This window comes from Arthrobacter bambusae, from assembly GCF_022606295.1.
GTDB lineage: Bacteria > Actinomycetota > Actinomycetes > Actinomycetales > Micrococcaceae > Arthrobacter > Arthrobacter bambusae_A.
In genome coordinates, this window is record NZ_JAHHZS010000030.1 from 18,876 (window position 1) to 38,322 (window position 19,447).

The window sequence follows — 19,447 nt, forward strand, 5'->3', positions numbered from 1 at the left end:
ACATGCTGGCCCAGTGCGTCGGGACGGGTTTAACCCGTTCCTGAACTGGGCCAACAGTCTGCGAATGCCCGGTTAGTGGAACGAATCGCCGCAGGCGCAAGACCCGCCGGCGTTGGGGTTGTCGATCGTGAAGCCCTGCTTGGAGATCGTGTCCTCGAAGTCGATGCTCGCACCGCTCAGGTACGGCACGCTCATCTTGTCGACAACCACTTCGACGCCGTCGTAGTCGCGGACGGCATCGCCGTCGAGCAGGCGCTCGTCGAAGTAAAGCTGGTAGATCAGGCCCGAGCAGCCGCCCGGCTGAACAGCGACGCGAAGCCGCAGGTCCGTGCGGCCCTCCTGTTCGAGAAGGCTCCGGACTTTACCTGCTGCGACATCGGTCAACTTGACCTCGTGCTCAGGAAGCTCGCCGCCTGCGAGCTGCGCTCCGGTGCTGTTTTCGTTGGTTGCAGTGCTCATTGGCCTACCTTCTTATGACGCTCTTGGCGGCTGCGCCTACGCGCTGCCTGCCCTTACCCAAATACGTGCGGGCTATAGCTACATGCTACGTCGAGCCGGCGCATAGCTATAACTTCTAACGTAACCGGCCGGACCCTTGGCTTGTTCCCCGGCCTGATGCGCGCGTGGGCTCAGAGGCCTTCCGAGTTCAGGCGGGCCAGCATCAGGGCCTCGGCCAGCACTGCGTTGCGGAAATCCCCGATGTGGAGAGATTCGTTGGCGCTGTGGGCCCGTGAATCCGGGTCCTCGACACCAGTCACCAGGATCTGGACATCAGGATAGGTTTCGGTCAGGTCCGCGATGAAGGGGATTGATCCGCCGATCCCCATTTCGACGGCGGGCACACCCCAGGCTTCACCGAGTGCCCACATCGCGATCCGGGCGGCAGCTGATCCTGTATCGGTGGAGAAGGCGTTGCCCCGCTCCCCCGGCACGAACGTGACCTTCGCTCCGAAAGGCGCGTTCGCCGCGAGGTGTTTTCCGACGGCGTCCATGGCGGCATCGGGATCTTGCCCGGGAGCCAAGCGCAGGCTGAACTTCGCCCTCGCAGCGGGGAGCAACGTGTTGGATGCGACGTCGACGGCGGGTGCGTCGATGCCGATGATAGACAAGGCGGGTTTGGTCCAGAGCCTCGACGCAATACTGCCGCTGCCGGCGAGCCGCACGCCGTCGAGCACTGAGGCGTCGGCACGGTACTGGTCCTCGTCCACGTCCTCCACGACGTCATCCCTGGCTACCAAGCCCTCGATCGCGACGTTGCCGTCGTCGTCGTGCAGCGTGGCGATAAGGCGGGACAGGAGGGTCGGCGCATCCAGTACGGGACCGCCGAACATGCCGGAGTGCACGGCGTGTTCGAGCACCCGTACTTCGAAGGTACCGTCCACCAGGCCGCGGAGACTGGTTGTCAGTGCCGGTACGCCGACTTTCCAGTTGCTGGAATCGGCTACGACGATGACGCTCGCTTCGAGGAGGTCGCGGTGCGTTTCGAGGAAAGTGCGGAAGGTGGGTGAACCGGCTTCTTCTTCGCCCTCGAAGAACAAGGTGACTCCAAGGCCGAAGTCGTCTCCCAACACCTGGGTTGCCGCGGCGTAGGAAGCAAGGTGGGCCATGATGCCGGCTTTGTCGTCTGCGGCGCCACGGCCATAAAGGCGGCCCTCGCGTTCCTCGGCCACGAACGGCTCGGTGTCCCACAAGGTCACGTCGCCCGGCGGTTGCACATCATGGTGCGCGTACAGCAGGATGGTGGGCTTGCCCGGCGCGGCGAGGCGGCGCGCAACAATCGCAGGGCCCCCAGCGGTCCCGTCGGCCTTGTCGCAGCGCAGGATCTGTACGTCCTGGAAGCCCGACTCGCGGACCAGCGAGGCAACAGCCTCGGCGCTTCGCTCGAGTTCGGCCGGGTCGAAGCTGGGCCATGCGATCCCCGGAATAGCGACCAGGGCTTTCAAACGAGCCATGGTCTCGCCGAAGGAAGCATCGATCGAGGACTTGAGCGCATCAACATTGATCGTGCCGGAGCCGCCGGAAAGGGTCTGCGGGATCTCCGCATTCATTGAAGTCATGGCGAAAACACTACCGCCGCGAGTGGTGCTGGGGAACCGGGCCGGGCGGCGTGGCGGCCCCATTCGCCGGGCGGCGCGCCACGGCGACTTTCGCGCGGTTCCTGCGGGGTATTCTGTAGTGGTGTTTGGACGTAAAAAGGATGAGCCGAGCGCTCAAGACTCAATAGACCAGCTTGCCGCCGATCCCGCCGTGAGAGGCGCTGGCAAGGGCGCTCCCACGCCCAAGCGCAAGGAACAGGAAGCAGCCCGCAAGCGTCCCCTCGTACCGACGGACCGCAAGGCCTCGAAAGAAGCCGAGCGTATCGCCGTGCAGGACCAGCGCCAGAAAATGCGCCAGGCCCTCGACACGGGGGACGAGAAGTACCTGCCGCTGCGGGACAAAGGACCCCAGAAGCGTTTCGCGCGCGATTATGTCGATGCCCGTTTCAGCCTCGGTGAGTACTTGATGTTCGGTGCCCTGCTTTTCGTCGTGATCTCCTTCGTCATTCCTTCGGGAAGCGACGCCCTCAGCTACATCCTGATCGGCTTCTGGGTCATGTTCCTCGCTGTCTTCGCGGATGTGTTCGTCCTTTCCCGCAAGTTGCGCAAGGGCTTGACGCAGAAGTTCGGCGACATCGAGCGTGGCACCGTCTGGTACGGCAGCATGCGTTCCCTGCAGTTCCGTCGCTTGCGCCTGCCCAAGCCGCAGGTGCAGCGGGGCCAGTACCCCGCGTAAAGCCATCCGTCGCCACGGACCCGAGTCCATGAACCAGAAAGACCCTGGAACAACTGTTCCAGGGTCTTTCTGGTTTGTCCGCGCCTGGCGGCGACGCTTAACTGCGACGTTTGGCCAAGGCCCTGTTGATCCCGGCGGCCCAGAACGGACCTTCGTAGAGGAACGCCGTGTAACCCTGCACGAGGGTTGCGCCGGCGTCGAGCCGTTCCTGGACGTCGGCCGCGGACTGCACTCCGCCGACCGCGATGAGCACGAGGCCCTCCCCCACCGCGGCCTTCAGGCGGCGCAACACCTCGAGCGAACGCCCCTTGAGCGGGGCGCCCGAGAGTCCGCCGGCGCCGCACGCCTCGACTTTGACCGGATCGGACACCAGGCCTTCCCGGCCGATGGTGGTGTTTGTGGCGATGATCCCGTCGAGCTTGAGGTCCAAGGCGAGGCGGGCGACGTCGTCGATGTCTTCGTCACTCAGATCCGGTGCGATCTTGACGAGCAACGGCACATGGCGCCCCGCGGATTCGTCTGCCGCATCTCCGACGGCGCGCAGGAGCGGACGAAGCGTTTCGACGTTCTGGAGCAGGCGCAATCCCGGCGTATTGGGTGAACTGACATTGACTACCAAGTAGTCGGCGGCGGGTGCCAGGCTGCGGGCGCTGACCAAATAGTCCTCAACGGCGTCGTCGAGCTCTACAACCTTGGTCTTGCCGATGTTGACTCCGATCACGGGACGGACCCCTGAATGGGTCCGCTGCAATGCCGCCCGCGCGGCCTTGAGCCGCGGGGCCACGGCTGCCGCGCCGTCGTTGTTGAAGCCCATGCGGTTGATCACGGCTTTGTCCTCGATCAAGCGGAAGAGCCGTGGCTTCTCATTGCCGGGCTGTGCCTGGCCCGTGATAGTACCTACTTCCACGTGGCCGAAGCCCAGCTCGGCGAGGGCCTCGATGCCATGGCCCTCTTTGTCGAAGCCGGCCGCAAGGCCAAAGGGTGAGGGGAAGGTCAGCCCCAAAGCCTCGGTGCGCAAGGAGGGGTGGGGAGCCGTCATTTTGGCGAGGACGCGTCCTGCTCCTGAACGGTGTGCGAAGCGGATCGCCTGGAAGCCGATCTTGTGGGCCTTTTCGGCGTCCATCCAGGAGAAGGCCAACTTGAAGAATGTGGGGTAAACGCGCATGGTCCTAGTTTTCCGGTTTAGGGGTCCCGCACCAAACCAGGGCGGTTACCGGACGGTAGCATGTACGAATGCCGAGCAATCCACGTGATGGAGTTCACTCCGAGGCTATCATCAGAGCCGATGTCATCGTTATCGGTGCGGGATTGTCGGGGCTGGTCGCCGCGGCCCACGCCTACGCCGCCGGCAAACGCGTTGCGGTCTTGGACCAGGAGCCGCCGGCCTCCGTGGGCGGCCAGGCACATTGGTCTTTCGGCGGCCTGTTCCTGGTCAATTCTCCCGAGCAGCGGAGGCTGGGTGTCAAGGACAGTGCCGAACTCGCCTTGAGGGATTGGCTGGCGTCGGCTGCCTTTGACCGGCCGGAGGAGTCGTGGGCCCGGTTGTGGGCGGAGGCCTATGTGGATTTCGCCGCCGGCGAGAAGCGCCGGTGGCTGCGCTCCCTTGGCGTGCGGATCTTTCCGCTCGTGCAGTGGGCCGAACGGGGCGGTTATGGTCCCCAAGGCCACGGCAACACGGTCCCGCGGTTCCACGTCACGTGGGGCACCGGACCCGGCGTCGTGCAGCCCTTCCTGGCAAAAGTGAACGAAGGCGAGGCCCGCGGAAGGGTGTCCTTCCACTTCCGGCATCGCGCCACGGAAATAACGACGACGGCGGACCGCGCCACAGGGGTCAGCGGCGAGATTCTTGAGCCGTCCGGAGCCGGACGCGGCGAAGCATCGCCAAGGACCGTCGTCGGGCGGTTTGAGGCGACCGCCGGCGCGATCATCGTGACCACCGGCGGGATCGGCGGGAACCATGCCATGGTGCGCAGGCAATGGCCGGACGGGAGCACCCCGGAACACATGCTCAGCGGTGTACCCGCGTCGGTCGACGGCGAGTTCCTCGCTGCCGCTGCAGCCGCCGGCGGGCGGCTCATCAATGGAGACCGCATGTGGCACTACCCCGAAGGCATCCACAACCACTCCCCCGTGTGGCCTTCGCACGGCATCCGCATCCTGCCCGGTCCGTCGGCGCTGTGGATTGACGCGACGGGCAGGCAGTTGCCCGCCCCGCTGTTTCCGGGCTTCGATTCGCTGGGAGCCCTCCGGCATATCCTGGCGGGCGGGCACGGACATTCGTGGTTCGTGTGCAACCGCACCATCGCGCTGAAGGAGTTCGCCCTGTCCGGCTCGGAACAGAACCCGGACCTGACTGGCAAGGACATCAGGCTCCTTGTTTCCAGGCTCAAACCCGGCAGCGACTCTCCATTGCGCCTCTTCCTGGACCGTGGCGTGGATTTCCTGCAAGCTCCAACGGCCGCCGAGCTCGCCGCGAAAATGAACGCGCTGACAGGTTCAGCGCTCATAGATCCCGCCCGGCTCGATTCCCTCATCCACGATCGGGATTTGCAAGTGGCGAGTGGGCTGGGCAAGGATCCACAACTTGCCGCGATCCGGGCGGCCCGGCGTTTCGCCACCGACAAGATCATGCGTGTTGCCCCTCCGCACCGGCTCAGCGACCCGAAACACGGTCCCCTCCTGGCCGTCCGGCTCTCCGTTTTGACGCGCAAGAGCCTCGGCGGACTTCAAACGGACCTTCGCTCGCGCGTGCTCGACGATTCCGGCGTTCCGGTCCCCGGCTTGTACGCGGCTGGTGAGGCTGCCGGTTTCGGTGGAGGAGGAATCCATGGCTACCGGGCGTTGGAAGGAACGTTCCTCGGCGGGTGCCTGTTCTCCGGTCGCGCAGCCGGGCGCGATGCCGCGGCGAGTGTCTAAGCTGTTCCCATGGAGTGGCAGACCGACATCCTCGGTGCGGACTTCGAAAGTTGCGCATTCGAGGCGGCTGGACCTGACGGAGTGGTCCGGCGCGCAACGCTGGTCCGCCATGTTCCGCGCCAAGGTGCCGGCAACCCCTGTGATTCTCCCCCTCCGGCCGACCGCTCGGTCCTGTTCCTGCACGGGTGGAGCGACTACTTTTTCAACGTCGCCCTCGCGGAGTTCTGGACGGCACAAGGCTTCCGTTTCTACGCGTTGGACATGCACAACCATGGCCGCAGCCTGCAAGCGGACAGTCCTGGCGGTTACGTAGAGCACCTGAACGACTACGACGCCGAAATCAGCAAGGCCATCGACATGATCCGTTCCGCCGGTCAGCATGGCCAGGAGCCCGGTTCTTTGACGCTCATGGGACATTCCACCGGGGGTCTCGTCGCCGCTCTGTGGGCCAGCAGCCACCCTGGCTCTGTTCAGTACCTCGTACTCAACAGCCCGTGGCTTGAAATGCATGGAAGTTCCGTGGTCCGCCGCGCCGCGCAGACCATGGTGAAGCCGCTCGCGCGATTCCGACCCACGACGATCCTGCGCCTGCCCGAACGCGGCTTCTATTTCCGAAGCATCAGCAGCTCGGCCGAAGGCGAATGGCTCCTGGACGAAAAGTACCGTCCGCCCTTGGCCTTCCCCATGCGGGCCGGTTGGCTCAGTGCGGTCCTCAGCGGCCACACGAGGGTGGCCCGCGGGCTGAGGATAGACATCCCGATCCTGGTCCTGATTTCCGGAGCCAGCGCCAACGGCATGGTCTGGCAGGAGTCCATGCGGCACTCGGACGCCGTGCTGGACGTCAACACCATGGCCGTCCGGGCGATGACCCTGGGCCGTACGGTCACCCTGGAGCGGGTGGATGGCGGCCTCCACGACGTCTTCTTGTCGGCCGGTCCGGTACGCGCGGATGCCTATGACAGGCTTGCCCGCTGGATTCACGGGTACATCACCAGCGGGCCGCGGACGGAACCTCCGGCAGGCCGCGAACTGGGACAATCGGGGGAAACGCCATGACCACGGAACTGGGGTTGCCAGTCTGGCAACAGGACTTTCTGGGGGGCGGGTTCGAGGCCTTGGAACTCGAACTCCCGCCGGACGAAGAGGGACCCGCCTGCGCCACCCTCGTCCGGCACGTCCGTCCCGTGGCGGCACCGTCGGTGCCGCACGGGCTCCTGGATGCCTTGACGGCATTCACCCGACGCCGACGCCGGAGCGTCGTTCCTGTCAGCCAGGGGCCGCCGAGGGTGGTGCTGTACCTCCACGGCTGGGCCGACTACTTCATGCAGACCGAACTGGCTGAGTTCCTGGGCGCCTCGGGCTTCCATTTCTATGCCCTTGACTTGCGGAAGTTCGGACGAAGCCTGCGGCCGGGCCAGACCCCCGGCTACACGACTGACCTTTCTGTCTATGACGAAGACCTTGATGCCGCCCTCCGCGCGATCCGGCAGGATGTTGCCGAGCTGACGGGCAGCGTGGAGGAACCTACAATCCACCTCCTGGCCCATTCGCTGGGCGGCCTGATCGCGGCGCTGTGGGCGGACCGGAATCCCGGCCGCATTGCCACGCTGACATTGAATTCGCCGTGGTTGGAGCTCCAAGGCAGCAGCCTGATCCGCAGCATCGCGATGCACGTCGTGGAGCCGTTTGCCCGTACCGACCCCAAGCGTCCCTTCCGGTTCCCGGAGATGCCCGCCTACTGGGAAAGCGTGAGCAACCTGGCCCACGGCGAATGGACCCTTGACCCGGAATGGCGGCCGCGCGCTTCCTTCCCGATCCGCGCAGGGTGGACCAAGGCAGTCCTCGCGGGCCACGCCGCCGTCGAACGCAAACTCAATATCGACGCTCCGGTGCTCGTGCTGCTTTCCGGCCGGACCCGGATCCAGGCTGAGTGGACCGCGGAGCTTATGCGCGTCGACGCCGTGATCGACGTCGAGCAGACGGCCCGCCGGGCGCTGGGCCTCGGGCGCCGGACTGCGGTGTTCCGCTATCCGGGTGCGCTCCACGATGTGTTCCTGTCACGGCGCACCGTCCGGCAGCAGGCCTACAGGGACGTTGCCATCTGGTTGGCTTCGTACCCGGACTGAGCGGTTGGCACGCTTGTGCCAATTCCTTGCCGCAGTCAGCGGGGTGCGGCAGCGTCTACGGCGCCTCCGTAGCGGCGGTCGCGTTTGGCGTAAATCTCGACGGCGTCCCACAACGTCCTGCGGTCGACGTCGGGCCACAACGTGTCCATGAAGACGAACTCCGCGTAGGCCGATTGCCACAAGAGGAAGTTCGAGAGCCGTTGCTCGCCGGAGCTCCGTAGAAACAGATCGACGTCCGGAAGGTCCGGTTCGTCGAGGTACTTCTGGATGGTCTTCTCGGTGACGGAACCCGGCTTCAGGCGGCCATCGGCAACATCCTGGGCAATCGCGGCCACGGCATCGGCGATCTCGGCCCGGCCGCCGTAGTTAACACACATGGTCAAAGTGCAGGTGTCGTTGCCGCGCGTGAACTGCTCGGCATCCTCCAGCTCTTTGATGACGGAACCCCACAGCCTGGGCCGCCGCCCCGCCCAGCGAATCCGCACCCCCCATTCATCGAGCTGGTTGCGTTGCCGACGTAGCACGTCCTTGTTAAATCCCATGAGAAAGCGCACTTCTTCAGGAGAGCGACGCCAGTTTTCGGTGGAGAAAGCATAGACGCTGACATATTTGATGCCCAGTTCGATCGCCCCGGCCATCACGTCCAGCAGGGCCGGCTCCCCTGCCTTGTGGCCCTCGATGCGCGGCAGCCCACGTTGGTTCGCCCAGCGGCCGTTGCCGTCCATGACGATGGCGACGTGTTGCGGTATCAGTTCTGCGGGGATGGCCGGCGGCCTGGCGCCGGAAGGATGGTGGTAGGGGGCCTTCACCGGCGCGGTCCGCGTCGTTGCCGTCTTCTTTTTTCCCAGTGCCACTTTCAGCTTCGCTCCACATGTTTGAGGGACTTCAATGCTCGTTCAAGATGCCATTGCAGGTAGCTCGCCACCAATCCGGCGGCCTCGCGGCGGTGCAAGGATTCGGAGCTATCCGCGGTAGCCCAGTCCCCCGTGAGCAGCGCGCCCAGCAAGACGACGGTCTCGCGAGCGGGTGCCGGCGAACCGGGCGGGCGGCAGTCGTTGCAGATCATTCCGCCCAAAGGAGCGGAGAAAGCCGTGTGCGGACCGCTCGCCCCGCAGCGGGCGCAATCCGTGAAACTGGGTGCCCAGCCTCCGGTTGCCAAAGCGCGGAGCAGGTAGGAATCAAGAATGAGTTCCGGCGGGTGGTCGGAACGGCTCAACGCAGCTAGTGCCCCGACAAGCAGGTTGTATTGGGCCGTTCCGGAATCGGCGTCGGCGTCGGTCAGTTTCTCCGCCGTTTCCGTCATGGCGGCTGCAACGGTATACCGGGAGTAATCGGCGGCGATCGAGCTCCCATAGGCTCCCTTGGCGACCGCCTGGGTGACAATATCCAAGGTGCGGCCGGACACGAGTTGCAGGTCAGCGACCATGAACGGCTCCAGCCGGGCGCCGAACCGGCTGCTGGTGCGCCGTACGCCCTTGGCAACCGCCCTGACTTGTCCATGGTGCTTTGTGAGCAAGGTGATGATGCGGTCCGCTTCGCCCAGCTTGTGGGTGCGCAGCACGACGGCATCGTCCCGATAGGAGCGCGCTGCAAACGACGAAGGATTGGCCACAGTTAATCTTCGCACCACACCGGGCCTTCTCAGGTCCGGTGAAGCCGTGCGGCGCCGTGTTGACGGCGCCGCACGGCACATGGCTATGCCCGGACGGCCCTGATGGCACGGTTGACGGCAGAGATGACCGCCTTGAGCGCTGCGGTGCTCGTGTTGGGATCGATGCCCACACCCCAGAGAACCCGCTCGCCAACGGCGCATTCCACATACGCCGCGGCGGTGGCGCTGCCACCTTCGGACAGCGCATGTTCCGAGTAGTCCAGGACGCGGACGTCCACGCCGTCTTGGCGCAAGATGTCCAGCATGGCCGCGATCGGTCCGTTGCCGGCGCCGGTGCGCTGAACTACAGTGCCGTCAATGCGCAGGGCTGCGTGCAGGGTGAGCTCGCCGGACTCATCGGTTTCGGTGCGGATGGAACCCAGCGAATAGCGTCCCCACTGGCCGTCGGCCGTGCTGGCGGGCAAGTACTCGTCCTGGAACATCGCCCACAACTGGGCTCCGCTGACTTCGCCGCCCACGGTGTCGGTGCGGTGCTGGATGACGCCGGAGAACTCGATTTGGGCCCGGCGCGGCAGGTCCAGGCTGTGCTCGTTCTTGAGCAGGTACGCCACGCCGCCCTTGCCGGACTGGGAGTTGACGCGGATGACTGCCTCGTAGCTGCGGCCCAGGTCCTTGGGATCGATCGGCAAGTACGGAACCTGCCACGTGAAGTCGTCCACGGCCTTGCCGGCAGCGGCAGCGTCCTTTTCGAGGGCTTCGAAGCCCTTCTTGATGGCGTCCTGGTGCGAGCCGGAGAACGCCGTGAACACCAGATCGCCGCCATACGGGGAACGCTCGGGAACCGGCAGCTGGTTGCAGTACTCCACGGTCCGTCGGACTTCATCGATGTCGGAGAAGTCGATCATCGGGTCGACGCCCTGGACAAACATGTTCAGGCCGAGGGTGACCAGGTCCACGTTGCCGGTCCGCTCGCCGTTGCCGAACAAGCAGCCTTCGATGCGGTCGGCGCCGGCCAGATAGCCCAACTCTGCAGCGGCAACGCCCGTCCCGCGATCGTTGTGCGGGTGGAGGGAGATGATGATGCCGTCACGGGGATGCAGGTTACGGTGCATCCATTCGATGGAGTCCGCGTAGACATTCGGGGTGGCCATTTCCACGGTAGCGGGCAGGTTGATGATGACCTGCTTGTCCGCGGATGCTTCGAAAACGTCGGCAATCGCGTTGCAAACGCGCGCTGCGTACTCAAGTTCGGTTCCGGTGAAAGACTCCGGCGAATACTCGTACGTGATGTGGGTATCCGTGAGTGTTTCCTCGTACTTCTTGCACAAGCGGGCACCTTGGAGGGCGATGTCCAGGATGCCGTCCTCGTCCTGGTTGAACACGACGCGGCGCTGCAGAACCGAGGTTGAGTTGTACAGGTGGACGATTGCCTGCTTGGCGCCCACGAGGGATTCGTAGGTGCGCTCGATGAGGTGTTCACGTGCCTGGGTCAGGACCTGGATGGAGACGTCATCCGGAATGTGACCGCCTTCGATGAGCTGCCGCACGAAGTCGAAGTCGGTCTGCGAAGCGGACGGGAAGCCGACTTCGATTTCCTTGTACCCCATCTTGACCAGCAGCTGGAACATCTTCAGCTTGCGGGCAGGGCTCATGGGGTCGATCAGGGCCTGGTTGCCGTCACGGAGGTCCACAGCGCACCAGCGCGGAGCCTTGGTGATGACCTTGTCCGGCCAGGTGCGGTCCGGGAGCTCGACATTGATCTGGTCCTGGAAAGGCAGGTACCGGTGAATGGGCATTCCGGAGGGCTTTTGTGCGTTGCGCATGACTTGGGGCCTTTTCTCTTAATCTTTGATGGAAGATTGGCCGGGCACAGCTAACTCCGCAGCGAGGGTTGGCCTAGCGAATGATCGCCTTCGAGGCCCCGCCGCGGCAGCTAAGGAGAAGCATTCCTGCACGCACCATTTCACACTAACACGGGTGCGTATGATGACAATGCAATACCAGATGCAACGTCCACTATGCAGACGCGGGAACGGTTGTGAGCCGGTTCCGCTCGTCTTCCGAAGGAGTTCTTGTGCCACAGTCGGGGATCACACTGTCCAACATCGATGAAAGCGTCAGGCCGCAGGACGACCTTTACCAGCACGTCAATGGTGCGTGGCTGAAGTCGACGGTGATCCCTGACGACCGCCCGCTTGAGGGAACGTTCACGGCCCTGCGGGACGGCGCCGAACTGGCAGTCAAAGCGATCATCGAGGAAGCTGCCGCCAAGGGCGAGGACGCCAGCGGCATCGAACGCAAGGTAGGCGAGCTCTACAACAGCTTCATGGACGAGGAAGCCATCGAAGCAAGGGGCATGGAGCCTGTCCGGGACAGGCTCGCGGAGGTTTTTGCGACTACTTCGCCCGCCGGCGTGGTGTCCCTGACCGGGCGGCTGTTCCGCTCGGATGTCTCCGGCCTCTTCTCGATCTACCCGGCTCCCGACGCCGGGAACCCGGACCGGGTCCTGTTGTACATCGGCCAGGGCGGCCTGGGGCTTCCCGATGAGTCCTACTACCGGGACGAGAAGTTCGCAGGCATTGTCAGCGCCTATGCGAAATATGTCGCCAAGCTCTTCGGGCTGGCAGGAATTCCCGACGCCGACGGTGCTGCCGCGCGCGTTGTCGCCCTCGAAAAAGCACTCGCCTCGCACCATTGGGACAACGTCACCTTGCGGGATCCGCAGAAGACGTACAACCTCAAGACCGTGGAAGAGGGCCGGGAGCTTTTCCCGTACCTCGACGCATGGTTCGATTCGGCCCGGATCGAAGGCGACAAATTCGCCGAGCTGGTGGTGAGCACGCCTGATTTCTTCACCGGCGCGTCTGCCCTCGTCGAGTCCGAGCCGCTTGCCACATGGCAGGAGTGGCTGGCCCTTCGTGTGCTCAATGCCGCCGCCCCCTACCTCTCCTCGGGGTTCGTGGACGCGAACTTCGATTTCTACGGCACCACCCTGAGCGGCACTCCGCAGAACAAGGACCGCTGGAAGCGCGGCGTCGCCGTCGTCGAGGCCGCCTTGGGCGAGGCCGTCGGCCAAATCTATGTGGAGCGCCACTTCCCTGAGGGTTACAAAGCCAGGATGCAGACTCTGGTTGCCAAACTCATCGAGGCCTACCGCGAGAGCATCACGGCGCTCGATTGGATGGGCGAGGACACCAAAGCGGAAGCGTTGAAAAAGCTCGCGGCCTTCCGGCCCAAGATTGGTTTCCCGGACAAGTGGATCGACTATTCCGCCGTCGACATTCACCCTGGCGATCTTCTGGGGAACGTCGAGCGGGCGCACAACGCCGACGTCGACCGGCACCTCGATGAGGTCGGCAAGCCGGTCGATCTCGACAAGTGGCTCATGACCCCGCAGACGGTCAACGCGTACTACCACCCGATGTTGAACGAGATTGTCTTCCCAGCTGCGATCCTGCAGCCGCCCTTTTTCACGGCGGAGGCCGACGACGCGGTCAACTATGGAGGCATCGGCGCCATCATCGGCCATGAAATCGGCCACGGCTTCGACGACCAGGGCTCCCAGTTCGACGGGAGCGGGGCGCTGCGGAATTGGTGGAGCGAGGAGGACCGCAAGGCCTTCGAAGGGCTCGCGGCGAAACTCGTGGCCCAATTCGACGCCCTTGCCCCCTATGCCGCGCCCGAGCACAAGGTCAACGGGAAACTCACGCTCGGCGAAAACATCGGCGACCTGGGTGGCCTGACCATCGCCTACAAGGCCTACCTCCTGAGCCTCGACGGTTCGGAGCCGCCGGTTCTTGAAGGACTGAGCGGTGGCCAGCGCTTCTTCATGTCCTGGGCGGCCGGCTGGCGCCAGGTCATCCGTCCTGAGGAAGCCATCCGGCGCGTCGCGACTGACCCGCACTCCCCCAACGAGTTCCGAACCAATGCCATCGCGAAGAACCTCGACTCGTTCCACGACGCGTTCGCAGTGGAACCCGGGGATGGAATGTGGCTGTCGCCCGAGGACCGGGTCAGTATCTGGTAGCCATCTGGTAGGCGGCGACGCTAAACGGAAGGGAGCGGTCTCCACGCGACGTGTGGAGACCGCTCCCTTCGCTGCGTCCCGGGTCTTTCCCGTGTTGCTATCTCGCGATGAGTGCCGGGTTGACCGCCTGGCATTTCACGTCGCCTGCAGTCTGCTTCACGACGTTGGATGGTACGGAGGCCACTCCGTACTTGGTCCCGGAATCGAAGTCACTGCCGATATAGACCTGGACACCGACCACACCCGTCGATGGTTCGATTTGCGAAGCCGGGATGCCGAGGAGGCTCGCGACGTCCGGAGCGACGTCGGCATAACCGGCCCCGTAATAGACAACGGTCTTCGGTACGGCGGCCGCAAGGAAGTGCGCGGCTTTCGTGAATCCGCCACCGGCCAAAGCTGCGGCGATCTCCTGGCCGCGGGATGCGACGCCTGTTCCGTCGGCAACGGTCACTGGCTGAAGGGCCTTGTCATAGGCGGGAACGGCGGGAACAGGCGGCGCCGGTGCCGCGCTGCTGGACTGCGCGCCCGATGCCGCAGGCGTGGGACCCGCCGATGGAGCGGCGGTAGCCCCCGGGGTGGTCAGGTCCAGGTTCGCACGCATGGCGGCGAAGAGTTGGGAAGCCTGCGGTTGGACCAATTCGAGCCTGTTGGGATCGACGGCGGCGGGCTGGGTGGGAACCGAAACGAACGCGACCTTGGACAGGTCGACGTCTTTGAGGCGGCTGCCGATGGTCAGGAGCGACTGGACCGACGCCAGGCCTTCATCCACGGTCAGGTTCTTTGTCACGGCATCCGCGATGGACAGCAGGCTCTGCGGATTGCCCAGCGTTCCGTCGGACTTGATCTTGCGGGTCAGGGAGGAGAGGAAGCCCTGTTGCGCCTGGATGCGGCCGAGGTCGCTTCCGTCGCCAAAACCGTGGCGGGTCCGGAGGAAGGCCAAGGCCTGTTCCCCCTGGACGCTCGATGTTCCCTTGGGGAGCCGGAGGCCTGAATCGGGGTCGTATACGGCATCGCTCACGCACACGTTGACTCCGCCGACGGCGTTGGACAGCTCCTTGACGGCGTTGAAGTCGGCCATCATGAAGTGGTCGACCTGCAGTCCCATGAGCTTGTTCACGGTGTCTACGGCGCAACCGATCCCGGCTTCCGCCATGGCCGAGTTGATCATGACGTTGGAGTGCGGTTGATATACGGTGCCGGTTTTGGGATCGGTGCATGACGGGACATCCACCAGGAGGTCTCGCGGAATGCTGGTGAGGCTGACCCTCTTGTTGTCCGCCGAAATGTCGAGCAGCATCATGACGTCCGACTGGCCATAGCCCGTGGAATCCTGCGTGGATCCGTATTGCGAATTCTTCCCATCCCTGGTGTCGGAACCGAGGATGAGGATCTGCAGGCGGTCCGTGGCGTCGTTTGCTGCGGCCTCGGTCCTCGGTGCGCCTGCCGACAACGGTGCCGTGCTGATGTTCGACTGCAAGCGGATAACCCAGTAAGCGGCGAAAGCGATACCGCCGAGCAACAACACTGAGACCGTGGCGGCAGTGACCTTGAGCCAGATCGGGAGGCCCTTGGGAGCATTCATGTGGCGGGGGGTGCCGGGAGCTTCCCCGTGGCGTGCAGCGCCGCGGGCACCACCGGTGCCGGGCTCCTGTACGCGTGCATCGCGACGTCGCACGACTTGCTCAACCTTTCCTCGGAAAATGGGATTCGGACCATTTTACGGGCCCAATCTGGGAAATTCCCCAGCGGCTAGAATCCCAGCTTCACGAGTTGCTTCGGGTCGCGCTGCCAGTCCTTGGCCACTTTCACGTGCAGGTCGAGGTAGATCTTGGTTCCCAGGAGGGCCTCAATTCCCTTGCGGGCGTTCGTTCCGACCTCGCGCAGCCGGCTTCCGGCCTTGCCAATGATGATGGCCTTCTGGGACGGGCGCTCAACGTACAGGTTCACCCGCACGTCGAGGAGCGGGTTGTCCTCCGAGCGTCCTTCGCGGGGCAGGATTTCCTCCACCACCACAGCCAAGGAGTGCGGAAGTTCGTCGCGGACGCCCTCCAGAGCTGCCTCCCGGATAAGCTCGGCCACCATGACAGCCTCCGGTTCATCGGTGAGTTCACCGTCCGGGTAGAGCGGCGGGGAAGGCGGCATGTGGCCGATGAGGACGTCGGCCACAGTGCTGACCTGGAAGCCGTCGGTCGCCGAAACCGGGACGATATCGGCCCAGCCTTGTTCGCCGAGGACTTCGCGGCCCAGGGCGGCGACCGCCAAGAGCTGCTCGGTCAGCGCCTGGCGGTCCACCAGGTCGGTCTTGGTGACCAAGGCGATGATGGGCTTGCGTCCGACGGCGGCGAGCTGGGCTGCGATGTACTTGTCACCCGGCCCGATCTTTTCGTTGGCCGGCAAGCAAAAACCGATGGCGTCCACTTCGGAGAGGGTGTCCGCGACGAGATCGTTGAGCCTCTTGCCAAGGAGGGTGCGCGGGCGGTGCAGGCCCGGAGTGTCCACCAGGATGAGTTGGGCGTCCTCCCGATGGACAATGCCGCGGATCGTGTGCCTCGTGGTCTGCGGCTTCGCCGAGGTGATGGCCACCTTCTGGCCTACCAAAGCGTTGGTGAGGGTGGACTTCCCGGCATTGGGACGGCCGACAAGAACCGAGAATCCTGCGTGGAAGCCGCCGAAGTCCTGATCGGCGTCGAACTTCTTATTGTGCTTGCTCACGTGGAACTCCCTGTTGCGTTGTATCGGCCTCGTCGAGAAGGTCTTCAAGGTCAGTGTCTTCTTTTGGAATGGCTGCCGCAATGATATGGCTGACCCGGTTTCGCCGGCCTTCCAGCCTATCGGCTTTCAAGGAGATCCCATCCACCTCCACCGCACTGCCTACGATCGGCACTTTGCCCAGGGTCTTGGCCAGGAGGCCGCCCACCGTGTCCACTTCGTCGTCGTCGAGGTCTATGTCGAAAAGCTCGCCGAGGTCGTCGATGCTCATCCGGGAACTGACGCGGTACGTGCCGTCACCAAGGTCAGTGACCTCGGCATCGTTGGAGTCGTACTCGTCGACGATCTCCCCCACGATCTCCTCAATGAGGTCCTCGAGCGTCACCAGTCCTGCCGTGCCGCCGTATTCGTCAATGACGACCGCGACGTGCGTGGACTCTTGCTGAAGCTCGCTCAGGAGGTCGCTGACAGGCTTCGATTCGGGAACGAAGCGTGCTTCGCGCGCTATGGCGTCAACGTCCTGGCGCACTGACGGCTGGTCGGGGCGGTGCAATGCGGCCGCGACGTCCTTCAAATAGAGGATGCCCCGGATCTGGTCGGCGTTTTCGCCGATGACGGGGATCCTTGAGTACCCCGAGCGCAGGAACAAGGCCATGGCCTGTTCCAGGCTGGACCCGGACTCGATGCTCACAATGTCGGTTCGAGGGACCATTACCGAGCGGACCAGTGTGTCTCCGAAGTCGAAGACCGACTGGATGAGTTCGGCCTCGCTGTCCTCGATCATGTCGGATTCCGTGGCCCTGTCGACCAGTTCGCGGAATTCTTCCTCGCTGAAGAAAGCTTCATCGCCGCTGGGTGCACCGGGTGCGACCGTACTGCCGATCGCCACGAGCCAGCCGGGAATGGGACCAAGGATCCAACACAGGAACCTGATGAGCGGAGCCGAGTAGCGAACCACGCCTCCCGAGTGCGCGCGTCCAAGTTGGCGCGGCGAGACACCCACCAAAACGAATCCTATGACGGCCATGATGCCTGTCGCCGCCAAACCGGCAAGCCAGACGTTCTCGAGGAGGCTGTGCATGACGACGGCGACGGCCACCGCAGCCGCCATCTCGAACCAGACCCGCCAGAACCGCAGCGCGCGGATGTGCGCGACGGGCTGGGCGAGGATGCTGCGGAGCGAATTCCCCCGGCTCTTGACGACGGCTTGCTCTGCGTCATGCCGCGGCAGGAAAGTGAAGGCAGCTTCAGCCGCGGTCAGCAGGGCGACGAAACTGAGGAACACCAACGCCATCCCGACCAGGATGAGTGATGTCACTGCATGGTCTCCATGGGGGCATCCTTGCCAAGGAACGCGGACAGCAGCTCACGCTGCAGGCCGAACATCTCTTCTTTTTCCTCCGGCTCGGCGTGGTCGAAACCGAGCAGGTGAAGGATTCCGTGCGTGCAGAGCAGGAGCATTTCATCCTGCGTTGAATGACCGGCGTTGCGCGCTTGGACCTCGGCCACTTGCGGGCAGATGGCGATGTCGCCCAGCATGCCCTGCGGGGCCGGCTTGCCCGGTGTTCCCGGCGTCAGCTCGTCCATCGGAACAGACAGGACATCGGTGGCGCCGGGTTCGTCCATGAGCTCGATGTGGAGTTTTTCCATGGCGGGTTCGTCCACCAAAAGGATGGAGAGTTCGGCCTGGGGGTGAATGTAGAGCCGCTCGAAGATGAAGCGTGAAAGCGTCACCAATTGTGCCTCGTCCACCTGGACGCCGGACTCGTTGTTGACCTCGATGCTCATCGGTGTTCTCCCCGTTTGTCGTGGATGGGCGTGTGCTGGGCACGCACCCGGTGCTTTTCATCCCAGATGCTGTAGGCGGACACGATGTCGGCAACGAGCCGGTGCCTGACGACGTCGGACGCGTCGAGCATCGTAAAGTTCACGCCATCGATCCCGTTGAGGATTTCCTGGACGATGCGCAGCCCGGACGTGGCGCCGAAAGGCAGGTCCACCTGGGTGATATCGCCCGTCACGACCATCTTCGAGCCGAAGCCCAGGCGGGTCAGGAACATCTTCATCTGCTCTGCGGTGGTGTTCTGGGCTTCATCGAGGATGATGAACGCGTCGTTGAGCGTGCGGCCGCGCATGTAGGCAAGCGGTGCCACCTCAATGGTCCCGGCCGCCATGAGCCGCGGGATCGATTCCGGGTCCATCATGTCGTGCAGGGCATCGTACAAAGGACGGAGGTACGGGTCGATCTTGTCGCTCAGCGTTCCCGGCAGGAAGCCGAGGCGTTCCCCTGCCTCGACGGCAGGCCTGGTGAGGATGATCCGGCTGACTTCCTTGAGCTGCAAAGCCTGAACGGCTTTTGCCATCGCCAGGTACGTCTTGCCGGTGCCCGCCGGGCCGATCCCGAAGATCACGGTGTTGTCGTCGATGGCGTCGACATAGTTCTTCTGGTTCAGCGTTTTGGGGCGGATGGTGCGTCCGCGGCTCGAAAGAATGTTGTGGGTCAGGATTTCCACGGGGTTCTGCAGGGACTGGCTGCGCAACAAGGAAACGAGCTGTTGGAGGACGTCCGGTGTGATGACCGTCCCCTTGCCGACCAGGCCGCGGACTTCTTCCAGGAGGCGCATGATCCGGGGAACATCGCTTGACGGGCCGCTGAAGGAGAGCTCGTTGCCGCGCACATGAAAGTCGACACCGGGGAACTGGGCTTCGATGTAGCGCAACGCCTCGTCATGGCTGCCAAGGGTCTGAACCATCTGATCCGAGTTGTCGAAGATGACAACTTCCGTCCGGGCGCCCGGGACAGAGTGCGGGAACTCGGCCGGACCTGTGTCAACGCTGCCGGCCTTGGGCCGCCCGTTCAATGATTCTGTCATAGTGCTGGCCTTGCGGCCTGTGCTCCTCCGGCTTGGTGATGTCCATCGATTTTCTCCGATGTCCGTGTGCTGGATGGGCGCAGGATCGCGGGCCTCGGATTGCTTTCAATCCTACGCCAGCCAGTCTCCCGGATGGTTCCGGGCCGTGCCCGTCGGGGCTGCAGGGCGGCGGATCCGTGCGCTTTGGTATCAACTCGGCATCGACCTCGTATCAATCGGATTGCAGTTCGCCGCCGGAGTATCGAAACGCCAACCGGCGCCCGCGGGACTATGACAAGCTGATTCATGGGCAAAAATGCCCCTGTGCCCGAAACCGGGCGCACGACTCCCCCGCACCACAGCGGCAGAACACGAGCAGGAATCCACCATCACCAGGCCAGCCGTCACTCCACACGGCACTCGCATCCGGAAA

At 64.1% G+C, this 19,447-nt stretch carries 16 protein-coding genes; 5 read left to right on the plus strand and 11 right to left on the minus strand.

Annotation, left to right across the window (positions count from 1 at the left end; all coding sequences use genetic code 11):
• Positions 1-72: 72 nt before the first annotated feature.
• Entirely contained in the window at positions 73-459 is a 387-nt protein-coding gene (locus KNN17_RS17545) for a HesB/IscA family protein (protein ID WP_059390004.1), read from the minus strand.
• A 170-nt stretch (positions 460-629) separates the two neighbouring features.
• Positions 630-2,057, minus strand: coding sequence for a dipeptidase (locus KNN17_RS17550; RefSeq protein WP_241710220.1), 1,428 nt, complete (start codon positions 2,055-2,057; stop codon positions 630-632).
• A gap of 121 nt (positions 2,058-2,178) precedes the next feature.
• Between KNN17_RS17550 and KNN17_RS17555 the strand changes: the two genes are divergently transcribed.
• Positions 2,179-2,772 carry a DUF3043 domain-containing protein gene (locus KNN17_RS17555; RefSeq protein WP_078105139.1) on the plus strand — a complete coding sequence of 198 codons (594 nt, stop codon included), beginning with the start codon at positions 2,179-2,181 and terminating at the stop codon, positions 2,770-2,772.
• A gap of 97 nt (positions 2,773-2,869) precedes the next feature.
• Here KNN17_RS17555 and KNN17_RS17560 read toward each other — a convergent pair whose 3' ends face one another.
• Positions 2,870-3,937 carry a quinone-dependent dihydroorotate dehydrogenase gene (locus tag KNN17_RS17560; RefSeq protein ID WP_241710221.1) on the minus strand — a complete coding sequence of 356 codons (1,068 nt, stop codon included), beginning with the start codon at positions 3,935-3,937 and terminating at the stop codon, positions 2,870-2,872.
• A 68-nt stretch (positions 3,938-4,005) separates the two neighbouring features.
• Here KNN17_RS17560 and KNN17_RS17565 point away from each other — a divergent pair, with 68 nt between their 5' ends.
• Genes KNN17_RS17565 through KNN17_RS17575 form a run of 3 tightly spaced genes read left to right on the plus strand, consistent with a single transcriptional unit; the run spans position 4,006 to position 7,814 of the window.
• The gene (locus tag KNN17_RS17565) at positions 4,006-5,688 is read left to right on the plus strand and encodes an FAD-binding dehydrogenase (protein WP_241710222.1); all 1,683 of its coding nucleotides are present in this window, start codon (positions 4,006-4,008) and stop codon (positions 5,686-5,688) included.
• Positions 5,689-5,697: 9 nt separating this feature from the next.
• Positions 5,698-6,744 (plus strand): alpha/beta hydrolase, encoded by a 1,047-nt coding sequence (locus KNN17_RS17570; RefSeq protein WP_241710223.1) that lies wholly within the window; start codon positions 5,698-5,700, stop codon positions 6,742-6,744.
• A complete protein-coding gene (locus KNN17_RS17575; RefSeq protein WP_241710224.1) occupies positions 6,741-7,814 on the plus strand; it encodes an alpha/beta hydrolase in 1,074 nt (357 codons plus the stop codon). The genes KNN17_RS17570 and KNN17_RS17575 overlap by 4 nt, the downstream gene beginning before the upstream one ends.
• A 35-nt stretch (positions 7,815-7,849) precedes the next feature.
• On the opposite strand, the gene KNN17_RS17580 is transcribed toward KNN17_RS17575, so the two are convergent.
• The 3 genes from KNN17_RS17580 to leuA form a co-directional block, all read right to left on the minus strand.
• Complete coding sequence (locus KNN17_RS17580; RefSeq protein ID WP_078105128.1) at positions 7,850-8,668, minus strand: isoprenyl transferase; 819 nt, start codon at positions 8,666-8,668, stop codon at positions 7,850-7,852.
• A gap of 2 nt (positions 8,669-8,670) precedes the next feature.
• Entirely contained in the window at positions 8,671-9,441 is a 771-nt protein-coding gene (recO, locus tag KNN17_RS17585; RefSeq protein WP_241710239.1) for a DNA repair protein RecO, read from the minus strand.
• Between the two features lie 68 nt (positions 9,442-9,509).
• The gene (gene leuA, locus KNN17_RS17590; protein WP_078105126.1) at positions 9,510-11,249 is read right to left on the minus strand and encodes a 2-isopropylmalate synthase; all 1,740 of its coding nucleotides are present in this window, start codon (positions 11,247-11,249) and stop codon (positions 9,510-9,512) included.
• Positions 11,250-11,500: 251 nt separating this feature from the next.
• Here leuA and KNN17_RS17595 point away from each other — a divergent pair, with 251 nt between their 5' ends.
• A complete protein-coding gene (locus tag KNN17_RS17595; RefSeq protein ID WP_241710225.1) occupies positions 11,501-13,453 on the plus strand; it encodes a M13 family metallopeptidase in 1,953 nt (650 codons plus the stop codon).
• Positions 13,454-13,550: 97 nt separating this feature from the next.
• Here KNN17_RS17595 and KNN17_RS17600 read toward each other — a convergent pair whose 3' ends face one another.
• The 5 genes from KNN17_RS17600 to KNN17_RS17620 all read right to left on the minus strand — a co-directional run bounded on the left by KNN17_RS17600 (position 13,551) and on the right by KNN17_RS17620 (position 19,035).
• Positions 13,551-15,128: an LCP family protein gene (locus KNN17_RS17600; protein WP_241710226.1), complete on the minus strand. Its 1,578-nt coding sequence runs from the start codon at positions 15,126-15,128 to the stop codon at positions 13,551-13,553.
• A gap of 74 nt (positions 15,129-15,202) precedes the next feature.
• Positions 15,203-16,165: a GTPase Era gene (gene era / locus KNN17_RS17605; RefSeq protein WP_078105123.1), complete on the minus strand. Its 963-nt coding sequence runs from the start codon at positions 16,163-16,165 to the stop codon at positions 15,203-15,205.
• Entirely contained in the window at positions 16,149-17,480 is a 1,332-nt protein-coding gene (locus KNN17_RS17610; RefSeq protein WP_078105122.1) for a hemolysin family protein, read from the minus strand. The genes era and KNN17_RS17610 overlap by 17 nt, the downstream gene beginning before the upstream one ends.
• A complete protein-coding gene (ybeY, locus tag KNN17_RS17615; RefSeq protein WP_078105121.1) occupies positions 17,477-17,950 on the minus strand; it encodes an rRNA maturation RNase YbeY in 474 nt (157 codons plus the stop codon). The genes KNN17_RS17610 and ybeY overlap by 4 nt, the downstream gene beginning before the upstream one ends.
• Positions 17,947-19,035, minus strand: coding sequence for a PhoH family protein (locus tag KNN17_RS17620; RefSeq protein ID WP_241710227.1), 1,089 nt, complete (start codon positions 19,033-19,035; stop codon positions 17,947-17,949). The genes ybeY and KNN17_RS17620 overlap by 4 nt, the downstream gene beginning before the upstream one ends.
• Positions 19,036-19,447: the final 412 nt, after the last annotated feature.